Genomic DNA, 14,866 nt, shown 5'->3' with positions numbered 1-14,866 from the left:
CTAGACTCGGCCCATCCCAATAAAAGGTAGGCCGCCATGTCCGAGACGTTGCTCAGTTCCCGCAATCTGGCTTTCGAGCTGTACGAAGTCCTCGATGCCGAGGGCCTGACCCAGCGTGAGCGTTTCGCCGAGCACAATCGCGAAACCTTCGATGCCGCCATCGGCACTGCCAGAAGCATCGCCGAAAAGTTCTTCGCCCCGCACAACCGAAAGGGTGACGAGAACGAGCCGCGCTACGAGGACGGTCAGGCGATTCTGATTCCGGAAGTGAAACCGGCGGTGGATGCGTTCCTTGAAGCAGGCTTCCTCAATGCCGCGCGCAGTTTCGACGCCGGCGGCATGCAACTTCCTACACTGCTGTCCCAGGCGTGCTTCGCGCATTTTCAGTCAGCGAACGCAGCGTCGACTTCGTATCCATTCCTGACCATGGGCGCAGCGAACCTGATCGAAAGCTTCGGCACCGAAGAGCAGAAACGCCGTTTTCTGCAACCGATGATCGACGGCCGTTTCTTCGGCACCATGGCCCTGACTGAACCCCATGCAGGCTCATCGTTGTCGGATATTCGCACGCGCGCCGAGCCTGCGTCTGACGGCACCTATCGACTCAAGGGCAATAAAATCTTCATCTCCGGTGGCGACCATCCGCTGTCGGAAAACATCGTGCACATGGTACTGGCCAAGCTGCCGGACGCACCGGCCGGGGTGAAGGGGATCTCCCTGTTTATCGTGCCGAAATTCCTGGTCAACGATGACGGCAGCCTGGGCAAGCGTAATGACGTGCTGCTGGCCGGGTTGTTCCACAAGATGGGCTGGCGCGGCACTACTTCTACCGCACTGAACTTCGGTGACAACGGTGAGTGCGTCGGCTATCTGGTGGGCAAGCCGCACCATGGCTTGAGCTATATGTTCCAGATGATGAACGAAGCGCGCATCGGTGTCGGCATGGGCGCAGTGATGCTTGGCTATGCCGGTTATCTGTATTCGCTGGAATACGCCCGCGAACGTCCGCAAGGACGGGTGCCGGATAGCAAAGACCCCAATACCGCCCCTGTGGCGATCATTCAACATGCCGACGTGAAGCGCATGTTGTTGACGCAAAAAGCCTACGTCGAAGGTTCGTTCGACCTTGGCCTGTACGCGGCACGGCTGTTCGATGACACCACGACTCTCGAGACGGAAGAGGCGCGCAAGCAGGCCCATGAACTGTTGGATCTGCTGACCCCCATCGTCAAATCCTGGCCGTCAGAGTTTTGCCTGAAGGCCAACGAACTGGCGATCCAGATCCTCGGCGGCCACGGCTACACCCGCGAATACCCGGTGGAGCAGTATTACCGCGACAACCGCCTGAACCCGATTCACGAAGGCACCCACGGCATTCAATCCCTGGACTTGCTCGGCCGTAAACTGGCGCAGAATGGCGGCGCGGGGCTCAAGCAACTGATCCGCTTGATCGCCGACACCGCCGAGCGTGCACAGGCGTTTGATTCGCTGACTGCGTTGCGTGAACCACTGGAGAAACTGGTGGCGCGCCTGCAAACCGTGACCATCGGCCTGCTGACCGACCTGGCCCAAGGCAAGGTCAACAGCAGCCTGGCGAATTCGGCGCTGTACCTGAAGGTGTTCGGGCACACGGTGATTGGCTGGCGCTGGCTGGAACAGGCGATTCGCGCCGAAGAAGGCTTGACCAAGGGCAATGCGGCGGATGTGAGCTTCTATAAAGGCAAGTTGCAGGCGGCGCGATACTTCCTGACGTGGGAGGTGCCGGGTTGTCACCATGAACTGGCGATTCTTGAAGCGCGGGATGATGTCTGCCTGGGCATGCAGGATGAGTGGTTCTGAAGCAAGTCTTGGGTTGTAGCTGAAATCCAATCGCTGGCAAGCCAGCTCCCACAGGTATCTCTCTTGATCACAAATCTTGTGCTCAACACAAAACCCTGTGGGAGCGGGCTTGCCCGCGATGAGGCCCGCACCGCCAACCATCAACTCAACTTGAACCCACCCATCTGCCGCGCCAGATCGTCCGCCAGACGTTGCAATGTCTGACAATCCTCACGACAAGCCCTGACCTCCCCCGCCGTCGCCCGGGCCAGATCGGAAATGCCCTGCACGTTACGGTTGATCTCTTCGGTCACTGCCGACTGCTCTTCAGTCGCCGTTGCCACCTGATGATTCATGTCGCTGATGCGCTCGACCTGCCCGGTAATCGCGGTCAACGACGCCCCGGTGCGCTGACTGGATTGGACACCGGTGCCAGTCGCCGCTTGCCCGGAATGCATCGACGACACCGCATTTTCCGCACCCTGCTTGAGACTGCCGATCATTTGTTGAATCTCATCGGTGGACGATTGTGTACGCCGTGCCAGTGTGCGCACTTCATCGGCGACCACCGCAAACCCGCGCCCCATATCGCCTGCACGTGCGGCTTCGATGGCAGCGTTGAGCGCCAGCAAATTGGTTTGCTCGGAGATTCCGCGGATCACTGCCAACACCTGATCGATTGACGCCACCTGATGGGCCAGCGCCCCGACCGCCGTGGCGGCAACGCCGATTTCGTCGGACATGCTTTCAATGTGTCGGATCGATCCGCCGACCACTTCCCGCGCCTGCATTGCTTCATCCCGGGCGTTTTGCGAAGCGACTGCCGCGTTACCGGCGTTCTGCGCGATCTCTTGCACGGTCAGGCCCATCTCATGGACCGCAGTAGCGACCATGTCGGTCATTTCCTGTTGTCGGCCCGAGCGTTCGGCGGTGTTTTCCACCACCCGCGCCACTTGCCCGACAGCCGTACGCAAGCGCTCGCTGGTGGTGAGCACTTCGCCGATCATGTCGCGCTGGCTGTCGAGAAACCGATTGAACCCTCGCGCCAGATCGCCCAGCTCATCGGCGCGGCTGGAATCCAGCCGATGGGTCAAATCGCCACCACCGCTACCGATGGCCACCAACGCCGCTGTTACCTGACGGATCGGTCGGACCAATCCACGGGCCAGCACCACCACCAGCAACAGGCATATCACCGCTACTGCCAGGCCGATGCCGCTGCTCATCCACATGGCGCGACGGGCTTCAGCGTAGATCTGCGACTGCGGCACTTCGGCCACCAGGGTCCAGCCGAGATCGCGCAAAGGCAGGCTTAATGCGAGGAAGTCTTCACCGTCCCGCTGGAAGCTATTACTCGTGGCAGTTTTTTGACCCAGGGACGCGCCGGCCGCCGCCGCGCCAATTTGCTCTGCCAGGGTACGTTTACCACTCAATTGCGCTTGGGGATGAACCTGGATCAAACCGTCGGAACGCACGAGATAGACCTTGCCGCGCTCTCCGAAACTGAAGTTGTGAATCAGTTCGGAGAGCTCCTTCATGCTCAGGCCCAGCCCGGCAACGCCCACGACTTTGCCGGCCTTTTCGACTTTAAGGTCGATGAAAAGCGCCAATTCTCCGCTGGCGGTGTCATTGTCGATGTTGAGGGTGCGCGGCTGGTCGCTATCGAGAAACGCATAGAACCACGCGTCTTTGGGGTTGGTGCGGCTGAGGGTCCGGTCCAGGCCTTTTTCATTGAAGTAGTGGTTGGACGCGGTGCCGACAATCAGCGCGGTAAAGGCCTTGTGTTCGGCGCGGATGCCTTCGAGGTAAGTGGTGAACGTAGCGGCCTGGGCACTGTTTTCACCCTCGGCCAACCAGTCGCGCACCATGCTGTTGCTGGCGATGTCCTTGGCGGCGGTGAGCGGTTGGACGAGGATGCGCTCGATGTCGTTGCGCATCGCTTCGATGCTCGACGGCAGCGCTTGTTCGACCAGATAACGCTGGGCGAGGCGATTGACCACAAGGGTATAAATGCCAACCACGATCAGAATACTGACGAGCAGGGCGGTGCCCATGCTCAAGATCAACTGCCATTGAATACTGCGTCGCCAGAACTGCATGGAGCACCCCCAAAGAATAAGAGGCTGAAACACTGCAACAGCCGTGCCGATTGTATACAACGCAAACGACAATTTATTCTTTGGTTGTGCGCAAAGCCGATCAGGCCTGATTGATCGTCTTGGAGATCACTTCAACCGTGGCGTTGACTTGCTCTTGGTAACGGTCGAGTTCGAGCTTGTGTTGCTTCTGCATCTCGATCTGTTGCGAGCACAGATTCATCGCGGCCAGTACCAGCAATCGGTCTCCGATCAGCGTCGGGTACTTCTTTTTGGTGTCGGCCAGGGCAGCCTTCAACATTAATGCAGCGTCCAGCAGGGTCTGCTCTTCCCCGGCCGGGGCCTTGATCGAATAGTCCTCACCCAGGATCGAGACGACTTTCACACCCGGGCCGTAACTCATGCGCTGACTGGGCCAGCGCTCACACGCTCAACCAGGGCTTGAATGCGCGCGGCGGTGGCGCCTTGTTTCTCTTCCTGTTCCATCAGGCTCAGTTGCAGGCTTTCGTTTTCATCCTTGGCCTGGGCCAGTTCGGCGCTCAGGGCTTGGTTGGTGCCGAGCAGGGTCTGGTTCTGTTGCACCAGGTCGCTGACCAGCTGTTCCAATTGGCTTAGGGATGCTTCCAACATTTTGATTTTCCAGGCATTTTCAAAGGGCGCGTAAGATAAAGAAAAGTCACTGTGGAAGCCAGGGTTATACGGGCCCAAGGCCCTGATTTTCCTGACGACCGACCTTTCTCGCGAACTGTAGAGACTGTGATCAGCCGATCTGGTTCCTGCACTTCGTCGCCATGACGTTTGTGCGGCAAAACCGCGCAGGGACTCAAGACTTCAGGCGCATGACCGATAAGTCATCCATACGTCAGCCTCGGCACCCTCTGGTGCGCTCTCTTCGGTAAACACCATGTCCCTTCGAAATATGAATATCGCGCCGCGAGCGTTCCTCGGTTTTGCCCTGATTGGCGGTTTGATGATGCTGCTGGGCGTGTTCGCCCTGAACCAGATGAGCAAGATCCGCGACGCCGCCGAGAACATCACCGTAAGCAGCGTGCCCAGCATCAAGAGCCTCGACGAGTTCACCCAGCTGACCCTGCGTTTGCGCGTGTTGTCCTACCGTTTGCTGGTCAACCGTGAACCAGATGTGCAGCACAAGACCATGGAGCTGCTGGAAATGCGCAACCAGCAAATCCGCACCGCCCAGAACGTCTACGAAAAACTGATCAGCAGCCCCGAGGAACGTGCGGCCTACGATCAATACGTGCAGTTGCTTGGGCAATACCGCCAGATCGAAGATCGGATGAAGACCCTGTCGCGCAACAATCAGGTCGACGAATTGCGCAACCTGCTCAACGCCGACCTGCTGAGTAACTCCGAAGCGGTCAATGCGGTGCTGAACAAACTGCTGGAGATCAACACTCAGCAGACCCTCGACACCAACCAGCAAGCCGCCGACCAATACGATTCGGCCTTCAATCTGGTGATCGCCCTGCTTGTGATCGCCACCGCCCTGACCATGCTGTTCGCCTGGTTGCTGACCAACAGCATCACCCGCCCCATCGCCAACGCACTGAACGCCGCCGAACAGATTGCCGAAGGCAACCTGACGCGCCCGATCACCGTCGATGGCGAAGATGAGGCCGGCCGCCTGCTCTTGGCGATGTCGAAGATGCAGGACAAACTGCGCGACACCCTGCAGCGGATTTCCGGCTCGGCCACGCAATTGGCGTCCGCCGCGGAAGAGCTCAACAGTGTCACCGACGAAAGTGCCCGTGGCCTGACCCAGCAGAACAACGAAATCGAACAGGCCGCCACCGCGGTCAATGAAATGACCAGTGCGGTGGAAGAAGTCGCGCGCAACGCCGTAAGTACGTCCGAAGCCTCGAAGAACGCCACTACGTCTGCCGGCGACGGCCGTGATCTGGTGCAGGAAACCGTCAGCGCCATTGAACGCATGAGCGCCGATGTTCAGAGCACCGCGACCCTGATCGGCGACCTGGCGAACGAGTCCCGCGACATCGGCAAAGTACTGGACGTGATCCGTGGCCTGGCCGACCAGACCAACCTGCTGGCCCTGAACGCGGCCATCGAAGCTGCACGTGCCGGTGAAGCCGGTCGTGGTTTTGCGGTGGTGGCCGACGAAGTGCGGGCACTGGCTCATCGCACCCAGCAGTCGACCAGCGAAATCGAGCGCATGATCGGCAGCATCCAGAGCGGCACCGAACATGCGGTGGATTCGATGCGCAACAGCACAGAGCGTGCCGAATCGACCCTGAACATCGCCCGCGGCGCGGGAATGTCACTGGACACCATCAACAGCGCCATTGTCGAAATCAACGAACGCAATCTGGTAATCGCCAGCGCTGCTGAAGAACAGGCGCAAGTGGCCCGTGAAGTGGACCGCAACCTGGTGAATATCCGCGATTTGTCGGTGCAATCGGCCACCGGCGCCAACCAGACCAGCGCAGCGAGCAGTGAGTTGTCGCGCCTGGCGGTGGACCTGAACACCATGGTTGGGCGGTTCAGCCTTTAATCTGAAGTCGCCTCTGTGGCGAGGGAGCTTGCTCCCGCTCGGCTGCGAAGCAGTCGCAATTGACCCATGCGCTGAATCTGACGAACCGCTGTGTCGTTTTGGGGGCGCTACGCGCCCAGCGGGAGCGAGCTCCCTCGCCACACTGATCTTCCCTGCTCAAGCGGGTGTGCATGTCCGCTGTCAAAAGCTTTCCATGATCGTTCCCACGCTCCGCGTGGGCATGCATCCCAGGGCGCTCCGCGTCCCGGAAGTGGACGCAGAGCGTCCATTGAGGCGTTCCCACGCAGAGCGTGGGAACGATCTGGTATAAACCAGAAAAGCTTTTTGACAGCATCACATTTCAACAGGTTAGAATCGCTGGCACGCAGACTGCATGGTCAGTTTGTGCCCGCCTTTCAGTTTTCTGGAGTACTGCCTTTGAATGCGACCACCATCAACAGCCTGTTCTTGATCGGCGCGTTGCTGGTAGGTGCAAGCATTCTGGTGAGCTCACTTTCGTCGCGCCTCGGCATCCCGATTCTGGTGATCATCCTGGCCGTTGGCATGGCGGCCGGCGTCGACGGCGGCGGCATTATTTTCGATAACTACCCCACGGCTTATCTGGTCGGCAACCTCGCACTGGCGGTGATCCTGCTCGACGGCGGTTTGCGCACGCGGGTCTCGAGTTTCCGCGTGGCGTTGTGGCCGGCGTTGTCGCTGGCCACGGTCGGGGTGTTGATCACCACCGGGCTGACCGGCATGGCCGCGGCCTGGCTGTTCGACCTGAACCTGATCCAGGGCCTGCTCATTGGCGCCATCGTCGGCTCCACCGATGCGGCGGCGGTGTTTTCGTTGCTGGGCGGCAAAGGCTTGAACGAACGGGTGACCGCCAGCCTGGAGATCGAATCCGGCAGCAACGACCCGATGGCGGTGTTCCTCACCGTCACGCTGATCGACATGCTCGCCAGCGGCCAGACTGGGCTGCACTGGAGCCTGCTGGCGCACCTGCTGCGCGAGTTCGGTATCGGTGGTGTGATTGGCCTCGGCGGCGGCTGGCTGATGTTGCAACTGGTCAACCGGATCAATCTGGCCACCGGTCTGTACCCGATCCTGGTCATCGCCGGTGGCCTGGTGGTGTTTGCCCTGACCAACGCCTTGCACGGCAGCGGCTTCCTCGCGGTGTACCTGTGCGGTCTGGTCATCGGCAACCGGCCGGTACGCAGCCGCCACGGCATCCTGCACATGCTCGACGGCATGGCCTGGCTGGCACAGATCGGCATGTTCCTGGTGCTGGGGCTGTTGGTCACGCCCCACGATTTGCTGCCGATTGCCTTGCCGGCCCTGGCCTTGGCGCTATGGATGATTCTGTTTGCACGGCCGCTGTCAGTGGTGGTGGGGTTGTTGCCGTTCAAGGCGTTCCATGGCCGCGAAAAGGCGTTCATTTCCTGGGTGGGCCTGCGTGGCGCGGTACCGATCATTCTGGCGGTGTTCCCGCTGATGGCCGGCCTGCCCAATGCCCAGCTGTACTTCAACCTGGCCTTCTTCATCGTTCTGGTCTCGCTGCTGGTACAAGGCACCAGCCTGCCGTGGGTCGCCAAGCTGCTAAAGGTCACGGTGCCACCGGAGCCCGCGCCGATTTCCCGGTCTGCGCTCGAAGTGCATGTCACCAGTGAGTGGGAACTGTTCGTTTATCGCCTCGGTGCCGAAAAATGGTGCATCGGTTCGCCCCTGCGCGAACTGAAAATGCCCGAAGGAACCCGCATCGCTGCCCTGTTTCGTGGTCAACAACTGCTCCATCCGTCGGGTAGTACGGTGCTGGAAGTCGATGATTTACTGTGCGTAATCGGCCATGAACACAACCTTGCGGCCCTCGGAAAACTGTTCAGCCAGGCACCGCAACGCGGCCTCGATTTGCGCTTTTTCGGCGACTTCGTTCTCGAAGGAGACGCCCAGCTGGCCGCGGTTGCTGCCCTGTACGGGTTGAAGGTCGAAGACATCGATCCGCAGATGACTCTGGGCAAGTTCATCGCCCAGAAAGTCGGGGGAGCGCCGGTGGTCGGCGACCAGGTGGAGTGGAACAACACCCTCTGGACTGTCGCGGTCATGGACGGGAACAAGATCGATAAAGTGGGCGTCAGATTCCCCGAAGGAAGTCGCCCGGGTCCGGGCTTGTTCCTCTAAACTCCACTCTTCGCCTCGTATTTTGATCGGTCTCTATGTCAAGCCTGCGCACCTTTTTCGTCCTGGCCCTGTTGGGCCTGAGCCTCTCCGTCGGACCTTTGCAAGCCGCCGAACCGCCCTCCCGCGAATCTGTGCAGACGAGTCTGGACAAGATTGCCGACCGCAAATTGCCGGAGGCCGATCAAAAGGCTCTGCAGTCCGTCCTGCAAGGCACGCTGACGCAGCTCAACAATCAGCGTGATTACGAGCAGAAACTCAGCGATCTCAAGCAGCAACTGGCCACCGCGCCCAAGCAAACCATCGAAAACCAGCGTGAGCTGACGCGCCTCAAGGCCAGCGTCGTCGCGCCCGTATCGCAACGCTTCGCAAAAGAGTCGATCCAGCAACTCGAGCAAATGCTCACTGAGCGATCGACCCAGCAAAGCGATCTGCAGAAAGCCCTGGCGGACGCCAACAGCCTGATCATTACTGCACAGACCCGTCCCGAGCGTGCCCAGGCGGAAATTTCCGCCAGCCAGACGCGTATCCAGCAGATCAACAATATGCTCAAGACCGGCAAAGACGCCGGCAAGACCCTGAGCGCCGAGCAGCGCGACCAGCTCAATGCCGAGCTCGCCGCCCTCAACGCCTTGATCCCGCTGCGGCGCCAGGAACTGGCCGGCAATACCCAGCTGCAAGACCTGGGCAACAGCCAGCATGATTTGCTGTCGGAAAAATCCGATCGCCTGGACCGGGAAATCCAGGACCTGCAAAGCCTGATCAATCAGAAGCGCCTGGCTCAATCCCAGGAGACGGTGACGCAGCAGTCGATCGAAGCACAGAAGGCCGGCGGCAGCAGCCTGTTGGCGACTGAAAGCACCGCCAACCTGAAACTCTCGGATTACCTGCTCAAAAGCACTGACCGTCTCAACGAAGTCACCCAGCAGAACCTGCAGACCAAGCAACAGCTGGACAGCGTGACCCAAAGCGATGCGGCGCTGGACGAGCAGATCAGCGTGCTCAAGGGCAGCCTGCTGCTCTCGAAGATTCTCTACAAACAGAAACTGGCCCTACCGCGCCTCAAGGTCGATCGCGACCTCGCCGACCAGATCGCCGACATTCGGCTGTATCAATTCGAAGTCAGCCAACAACGGGAATTGCTCAGCAACCCGGCCACTTATGTCGACAATCTGCTGGCCGCCCAACCGCCCGAGCAAGTCACCCCGCAGTTGCGCAAAAGCCTCTTGGAACTGGCGACCACGCGTGCCGACCTGCTCGAGCGCCTGAACCGCGAATTGAGCGCAGTGCTCAACGAGTCCATCACCCTGCAGTTGAACCAGAAGCAATTGCTCAGCACCGCGCAAAGCCTGCGTGCGACGCTGGACGAGCAGATGTTCTGGATTCCCAGCAATAAACCGCTGGACCTTGAATGGCTGCGCAGCGTGCCGGATCGCTTGCAACGCCAGGTCGACTCCCTGCCCCTGGCCTCGAGCCTGAGCGAGTTGACTGATGGCCTGACCCAACGACCGCTGCTGTTCCTGCCACTTGCGCTGTTGATCGGCGCCCTGCTGTGGCGTCGCAAGCAACTGTATGCCCGTCTGAACAAGGTTCACCAGGACATCGGCCACTTCAAGCGTGACAGTCAGTGGCACACACCTCAGGCGATTCTGATCAATATCCTGTTGGCGATGCCGGTCTCGTTGGGTCTGGCCCTGTGCGGCCTGGCCCTGCAAATCGACGCCCGCGGGCAAAACGCCAATATGGGCGCGGCGTTGCTGCAAATGGCCCAGGCATGGCTGGTGTTCTACACCGCCTACCGCATCCTCGCACCGGGCGGCGTGGCTGAACTGCATTTCCGCTGGGAAAAACCTCAGGTCGAATTCCTCCGGGGCTGGGTCCGTCGGCTCGGGATGGTGGTGATGGCCCTGGTGGCAGTGGTAGCCGTTGCCGAACTGCAACCGGCCGGGCTCGCCGATGACGTGATCGGCATGCCGGTCGTACTCACTTGCTACGCCTTGATGACATTGCTGCTCAGCCGCCTGCTGGTCAGCAGCCCGACCCACGAAAACGCCTCGCTGTTCCGCAAAGCCGTGGGCGTCATGTTCACCATCCTGCCCGTGGCGCTGTTCGTGGCCGTGTGCTTCGGCTACTACTACACCGCACTCAAACTCAGCGACCGCCTGATCAACACCCTGTACCTGCTGATGTTCTGGCTGGTGATCGAAGCCACCTTCGTCCGTGGCCTGAGCGTAGCGGCCCGTCGCCTGGCCTATCAGCGCGCCCTCGCCAAGCGGCAGGCAGCCAAGGAGGCCGGCGATGGCGAAGCGGTGATCGAAGAGCCGACCATGGACATCGAGAAGGTCAACGAACAGTCCCTGCGCCTGATTCGCCTGGCCTTGCTCGGCGGGTTCATGGCCTTGCTGTACTGGGTCTGGGCCGACCTGATCACGGTGTTCTCGTACCTGGACAACATCACCCTCTACGAATACACCAGCGGCACCGGCGCCAACATGAGCATGGTGCCGATCAGTATCGGCGACATGCTCGGCGCACTGATCATCATCGGCATTACCTTCGCCCTGGCGCGCAACTTGCCGGGCCTGCTGGAAGTGTTCGTGCTGTCCAAACTCAACCTGGCCCAGGGCAGTGCTTACGCCACGACGACGTTGCTGTCCTACGTGATCGCCGGCGTCGGTTTCGTTTCCACCCTGTCGACACTCGGGGTGAGCTGGGACAAGTTGCAGTGGCTGGTGGCCGCGCTGTCGGTTGGCCTCGGTTTCGGCATGCAGGAGATCTTCGCCAACTTTATTTCCGGGATCATGATCCTGTTCGAACGCCCGGTGCGCATCGGCGACACCATCACCATCGGCAACCTGTCGGGCACGGTGAGCAAGATCCGCATCCGCGCCACGACCATCACCGACTTCGACCGCAAGGACATCATTGTCCCGAACAAGACGTTCATTACCGGGCAGCTGATCAACTGGTCGCTGACCGACACCATCACACGGGTGACCCTCAAACTCGGCGTCGATTACGGTTCGGACCTGGACCTGGTCAAAGAGCTGCTGCTGAAGGCCGCGCGGGATAACCCACGCGTGCTGAAAGATCCGGAACCCCACGTGTATTTCCTGAACTTCGGTGAAAGCACTCTCGACCACGAACTGCGCATGCACGTGCGCGACCTCGGCGACCGCAACCCGGTGCTCGACGAGGTCAACCGCTTCATCAATCGCGAGTTCAAGAAGCAGCACATCAACATCTCGTTCCGGCAGATGGAGGTTTACCTGAAGAACCTGCACGGACAGGAATACAAGATGGTGCCGATCGAGCCGGAAGCGAAAACCATTGTGCCGATAAAGGATGGCAAGCAACCGCCACAAATGCCGCCCGCCGCCAAACTCGACTAACCGGACTTTCCCCAGCAGAATGCTCGGACATTCTGCTGGAGCCGGCCCTTGAAAGCCCTCGACGAACTGACCTTCGATAATCGCTTCGACCGCTTGGGCGATACGTTTTCCGCCCACGTGCTGCCCGAGCCCATCGACAACCCGCGCCTCGTAGTCGCTAGCCCTGCCGCCATGGCGCTGCTGGACCTTGACCCGGCCGTGGCCGAAACCCCGGAGTTCGCCGAGCTGTTCAGCGGCCATAAGCTCTGGGCCGATGCGGTTCCTCGGGCCATGGTCTATTCCGGGCATCAGTTCGGTTCGTACAACCCGCAACTGGGCGACGGTCGGGGCCTGTTGCTGGGTGAGGTGTACAACGAGGCCGGCGAACACTGGGACCTGCACCTCAAGGGTGCCGGCCAGACACCTTTCTCGCGCATGGGCGATGGTCGTGCGGTGCTGCGCTCCTCGATCCGCGAATTCCTTGCTTCTGAAGCGTTGCACGCGCTGAACATCCCGACCACACGAGCATTGTGCGTGATCGGCTCCGACACCCCGGTCTGGCGCGAAAAACAGGAACGCGCCGCCATGGTCCTGCGCCTGGCACCGAGCCATGTGCGCTTCGGGCATTTCGAGTATTTCTACTACACCAAGCGCCCCGAAAAACAGAAAGAGCTCGGCGATCACGTGCTGGCCATGCATTTCCCGCAATGCCTGGAACAACCGGAATCGTATCTGGCCATGTTCCGCGAAATCGTCGAACGCAACGCCGAGCTGATCGCCAAGTGGCAAGCCTACGGCTTCTGCCACGGGGTGATGAATACCGACAACATGTCGATCCTCGGCATTACCTTCGATTTCGGCCCGTTCGCCTTCCTCGACGACTTCGACGCCAACTTCATCTGCAACCACTCCGATGACCAGGGCCGCTATTCCTTCAGCAACCAGGTGCCGATCGGACAGTGGAACCTCAGCGCCCTGGCCCAGGCCTTGACGCCGTTCATCAGCGTCGAGGCCCTGCGCGAAACCCTCGGCCTGTACCTGCCACTGTTCCAGGCCCATTACCTCGACCTGATGCGCCGTCGTCTAGGCTTCACCACGGCTGAAGACGACGACCAGAAGCTGCTGGAACATCTGCTGCAACTGATGCAAAACAGCGGCGTCGATTACAGCCTGTTCTTCCGCCGCCTGGGCGACGAATCACCGGAGGCGGCCGTCGCCCGCTTGCGTGACGACTTCGTCGACCTCAAGGGCTTCGATGCCTGGGGCGAGCTCTACATCGCCCGGGTTGCCCGCGAAGGCGCGCTTGATCAAGCGCAGCGCCGGCAACGGATGCACGCGGTGAATCCGCTGTACATCCTGCGCAATTATCTGGCGCAAAAGGCTATCGATGCGGCAGAGAGCGGCGACTACTCGGAGGTTCGGCGCCTGCACGCGGTGCTGAGCAAGCCGTTCGAGGAACAGCCGGGAATGGAAAGCTACGCCGAACGACCGCCGGAGTGGGGCAAGCATCTGGAGATCAGTTGTTCTTCCTGAATTCGGTCATATGAAGGTTTCCACCGACACACCAAAGCGTTCGGCCAACCAGCGGATCTGCCGCAGGTTGAGCTGACGCTTCCCGCTCAGAATCTCGGATACCACTGACTGGGGGCCGACTCCGGGTAGATCGCTCTGTGTCAGGCCGTGTTCGCGCATCATGTAACCAAGCACTTCGGCACCCGTAGCTTCGGGCATAGGGTGATGTTTGTGATCCCACTCTTCAATCCAGTCACCGATGATGTCCACCAGACTCATCAGGGGGTGTGACTCGTCAACTCCGGTCATCTCGAGTAACTCGTCGAGTGCCTGCACCAGAGTGTCATAGTCGTCTTCGTTCTTGGGCTTGCGCAGCAATGGCGCAACGAACTCCCAATGCTCGGCCGCGTTTTTGATCAGAACACTCATGATCTTCCCTCCTTCCATTTACCGCGGTCATATTCGCGGTGATCCAGCACATGCTTGATGTAGATTTTTTGATGCTGATATCGAACATAGGCAATCAGCCGTAATTTGTTTCCGCCAATATCAAAAACGTGAAACTCACCGACCTTGTCGGTTGCGGGAAACGAAGATTTCATGGCCGAAAAATCAGTTGGCTTGACGCGCTTTGCCAATCGATACCACTGGTCCAGCGCGCTGGCCGCCAGCGGCCACTTTACTTTGGCGTCCCGGATACGCTTTTCGGAAAACACTCGCATGCAACATCCTTATCGCACTTTGCTATGGATGAGTTAATCACAAGGATTTTTTATCGCAACATGCGATACATCTAAACAGACCAACGGTCTCAATCAGATCCTTGTCTCAGCCTAGTTTCAGCTTCAGTTGCTGCACGATTGAAAATATAAGCAAACGTCTCCAACTAGCCGTTATCAGTTCTCTATTGGATATCGCCCATGACCAATCCTCTTCTCATCCCCTGCCCCCACTGCAATGGCCTCAACCGCATCCCGGCCGAACGCCTGAACGATCATCCCAAATGCGGACGCTGCAAAGCCGAGGTCTTGTTGAACAAGCCGTTTGAACTGAAACAAGGTGACTACGCCAGCCAGATCAAGGGTGATTTGCCGTTGCTGGTGGACGTGTGGGCGGACTGGTGCGGACCGTGCAAGTCGTTTGCGCCGGTATTTGAACAAGCGGCAGCGCAACTGGCGGGCAAGTGCCGGCTGGCCAAGCTGGACAGTGAGGCCAATCAGCAATTGTCAGCCCAGCTGGGGATTCGCTCGATCCCGAGCCTGATCCTGTTCAAGAACGGCCGGGAAGTCGCACGCCAGAGCGGGGCGTTTCCATTGCCGCAGTTGATGAGCTGGCTGCGCAGTCAGGGGGTCTGATTCCATTGAGCCGATCACGGGGTGGTA

Annotated in this window: 11 protein-coding genes; 6 read left to right on the top strand and 5 right to left on the bottom strand. The window is 59.7% G+C overall.

Translation table 11 applies throughout. The features are described 5' to 3' along the window. Positions 1 to 36 precede the first annotated feature (36 nt). The gene (locus D8U73_RS05765; protein WP_130903935.1) at positions 37 to 1,839 is read left to right on the top strand and encodes an acyl-CoA dehydrogenase; all 1,803 of its coding nucleotides are present in this window, start codon (positions 37 to 39) and stop codon (positions 1,837 to 1,839) included. A gap of 140 nt (positions 1,840 to 1,979) precedes the next feature. On the opposite strand, the gene D8U73_RS05760 is transcribed toward D8U73_RS05765, so the two are convergent. From D8U73_RS05760 to D8U73_RS05750, 3 genes are all read right to left on the bottom strand, one after another. Next, positions 1,980 to 3,917, bottom strand: a complete 1,938-nt coding sequence (locus D8U73_RS05760; RefSeq protein ID WP_130903934.1) for a methyl-accepting chemotaxis protein — start codon at positions 3,915 to 3,917, stop codon at positions 1,980 to 1,982. 100 nt (positions 3,918 to 4,017) lie between these two features. After that, on the bottom strand, positions 4,018 to 4,317 hold the full coding sequence (locus tag D8U73_RS05755) for a cell division protein ZapA (RefSeq protein ID WP_056852309.1): 300 nt from the start codon (positions 4,315 to 4,317) through the stop codon (positions 4,018 to 4,020). Further along, on the bottom strand, positions 4,314 to 4,544 hold the full coding sequence (locus tag D8U73_RS05750; protein ID WP_056852308.1) for a hypothetical protein: 231 nt from the start codon (positions 4,542 to 4,544) through the stop codon (positions 4,314 to 4,316). The genes D8U73_RS05755 and D8U73_RS05750 overlap by 4 nt, the downstream gene beginning before the upstream one ends. Before the next feature lie 274 nt (positions 4,545 to 4,818). On the opposite strand from D8U73_RS05750, the gene D8U73_RS05745 reads away from it, so the two are divergent. The 4 genes from D8U73_RS05745 to selO all read left to right on the top strand — a co-directional run bounded on the left by D8U73_RS05745 (position 4,819) and on the right by selO (position 13,505). After that, positions 4,819 to 6,444 (top strand): methyl-accepting chemotaxis protein, encoded by a 1,626-nt coding sequence (locus D8U73_RS05745; protein ID WP_056852307.1) that lies wholly within the window; start codon positions 4,819 to 4,821, stop codon positions 6,442 to 6,444. A gap of 417 nt (positions 6,445 to 6,861) precedes the next feature. Then, positions 6,862 to 8,604 (top strand): potassium/proton antiporter, encoded by a 1,743-nt coding sequence (locus D8U73_RS05735; RefSeq protein ID WP_056852306.1) that lies wholly within the window; start codon positions 6,862 to 6,864, stop codon positions 8,602 to 8,604. Between the two features lie 35 nt (positions 8,605 to 8,639). Next, positions 8,640 to 11,993 carry a mechanosensitive channel MscK gene (mscK, locus tag D8U73_RS05730; protein WP_056852305.1) on the top strand — a complete coding sequence of 1,118 codons (3,354 nt, stop codon included), beginning with the start codon at positions 8,640 to 8,642 and terminating at the stop codon, positions 11,991 to 11,993. 48 nt (positions 11,994 to 12,041) lie between these two features. Continuing rightward, positions 12,042 to 13,505 carry a protein adenylyltransferase SelO gene (gene selO / locus D8U73_RS05725; protein ID WP_130903932.1) on the top strand — a complete coding sequence of 488 codons (1,464 nt, stop codon included), beginning with the start codon at positions 12,042 to 12,044 and terminating at the stop codon, positions 13,503 to 13,505. A gap of 6 nt (positions 13,506 to 13,511) precedes the next feature. Here the strand turns inward: selO and D8U73_RS05720 are convergent, their stop codons facing one another. Together D8U73_RS05720 and D8U73_RS05715 are read right to left on the bottom strand one after the other, a co-directional pair. Further along, positions 13,512 to 13,913, bottom strand: coding sequence for a transcriptional regulator (locus D8U73_RS05720; RefSeq protein WP_130903931.1), 402 nt, complete (start codon positions 13,911 to 13,913; stop codon positions 13,512 to 13,514). Further along, on the bottom strand, positions 13,910 to 14,206 hold the full coding sequence (locus D8U73_RS05715) for a type II toxin-antitoxin system HigB family toxin (protein ID WP_130903930.1): 297 nt from the start codon (positions 14,204 to 14,206) through the stop codon (positions 13,910 to 13,912). The genes D8U73_RS05720 and D8U73_RS05715 overlap by 4 nt, the downstream gene beginning before the upstream one ends. Before the next feature lie 198 nt (positions 14,207 to 14,404). Between D8U73_RS05715 and trxC the strand changes: the two genes are divergently transcribed. Further along, on the top strand, positions 14,405 to 14,839 hold the full coding sequence (gene trxC / locus D8U73_RS05710; protein WP_130903929.1) for a thioredoxin TrxC: 435 nt from the start codon (positions 14,405 to 14,407) through the stop codon (positions 14,837 to 14,839). The last annotated feature ends 27 nt before the right edge of the window (positions 14,840 to 14,866 follow it).

The organism is Pseudomonas sp. Sample_22, assembly GCF_004307635.1.
Taxonomy (GTDB): domain Bacteria; phylum Pseudomonadota; class Gammaproteobacteria; order Pseudomonadales; family Pseudomonadaceae; genus Aquipseudomonas.
The sequence above is the reverse complement of the archived record's forward strand: the minus strand, read 5'-3'. Positions and strand labels throughout refer to the sequence as shown.

Bases quoted from the DNA above. Each gene is read 5' to 3' on its own strand.
- D8U73_RS05765 (WP_130903935.1), top strand. From the start codon at position 37: ATGTCCGAGACGTTGCTCAGTTCCCGCAATCTGGCTTTCGAGCTGTAC.
- D8U73_RS05760 (WP_130903934.1), bottom strand. From the start codon at position 3,917: ATGCAGTTCTGGCGACGCAGTATTCAATGGCAGTTGATCTTGAGCATG.
- D8U73_RS05755 (WP_056852309.1), bottom strand. From the start codon at position 4,317: ATGAGTTACGGCCCGGGTGTGAAAGTCGTCTCGATCCTGGGTGAGGAC.
- D8U73_RS05750 (WP_056852308.1), bottom strand. From the start codon at position 4,544: ATGTTGGAAGCATCCCTAAGCCAATTGGAACAGCTGGTCAGCGACCTG.
- D8U73_RS05745 (WP_056852307.1), top strand. From the start codon at position 4,819: ATGTCCCTTCGAAATATGAATATCGCGCCGCGAGCGTTCCTCGGTTTT.
- mscK (WP_056852305.1), top strand. From the start codon at position 8,640: ATGTCAAGCCTGCGCACCTTTTTCGTCCTGGCCCTGTTGGGCCTGAGC.
- D8U73_RS05720 (WP_130903931.1), bottom strand. From the start codon at position 13,913: ATGAGTGTTCTGATCAAAAACGCGGCCGAGCATTGGGAGTTCGTTGCG.
- D8U73_RS05715 (WP_130903930.1), bottom strand. From the start codon at position 14,206: ATGCGAGTGTTTTCCGAAAAGCGTATCCGGGACGCCAAAGTAAAGTGG.
- trxC (WP_130903929.1), top strand. From the start codon at position 14,405: ATGACCAATCCTCTTCTCATCCCCTGCCCCCACTGCAATGGCCTCAAC.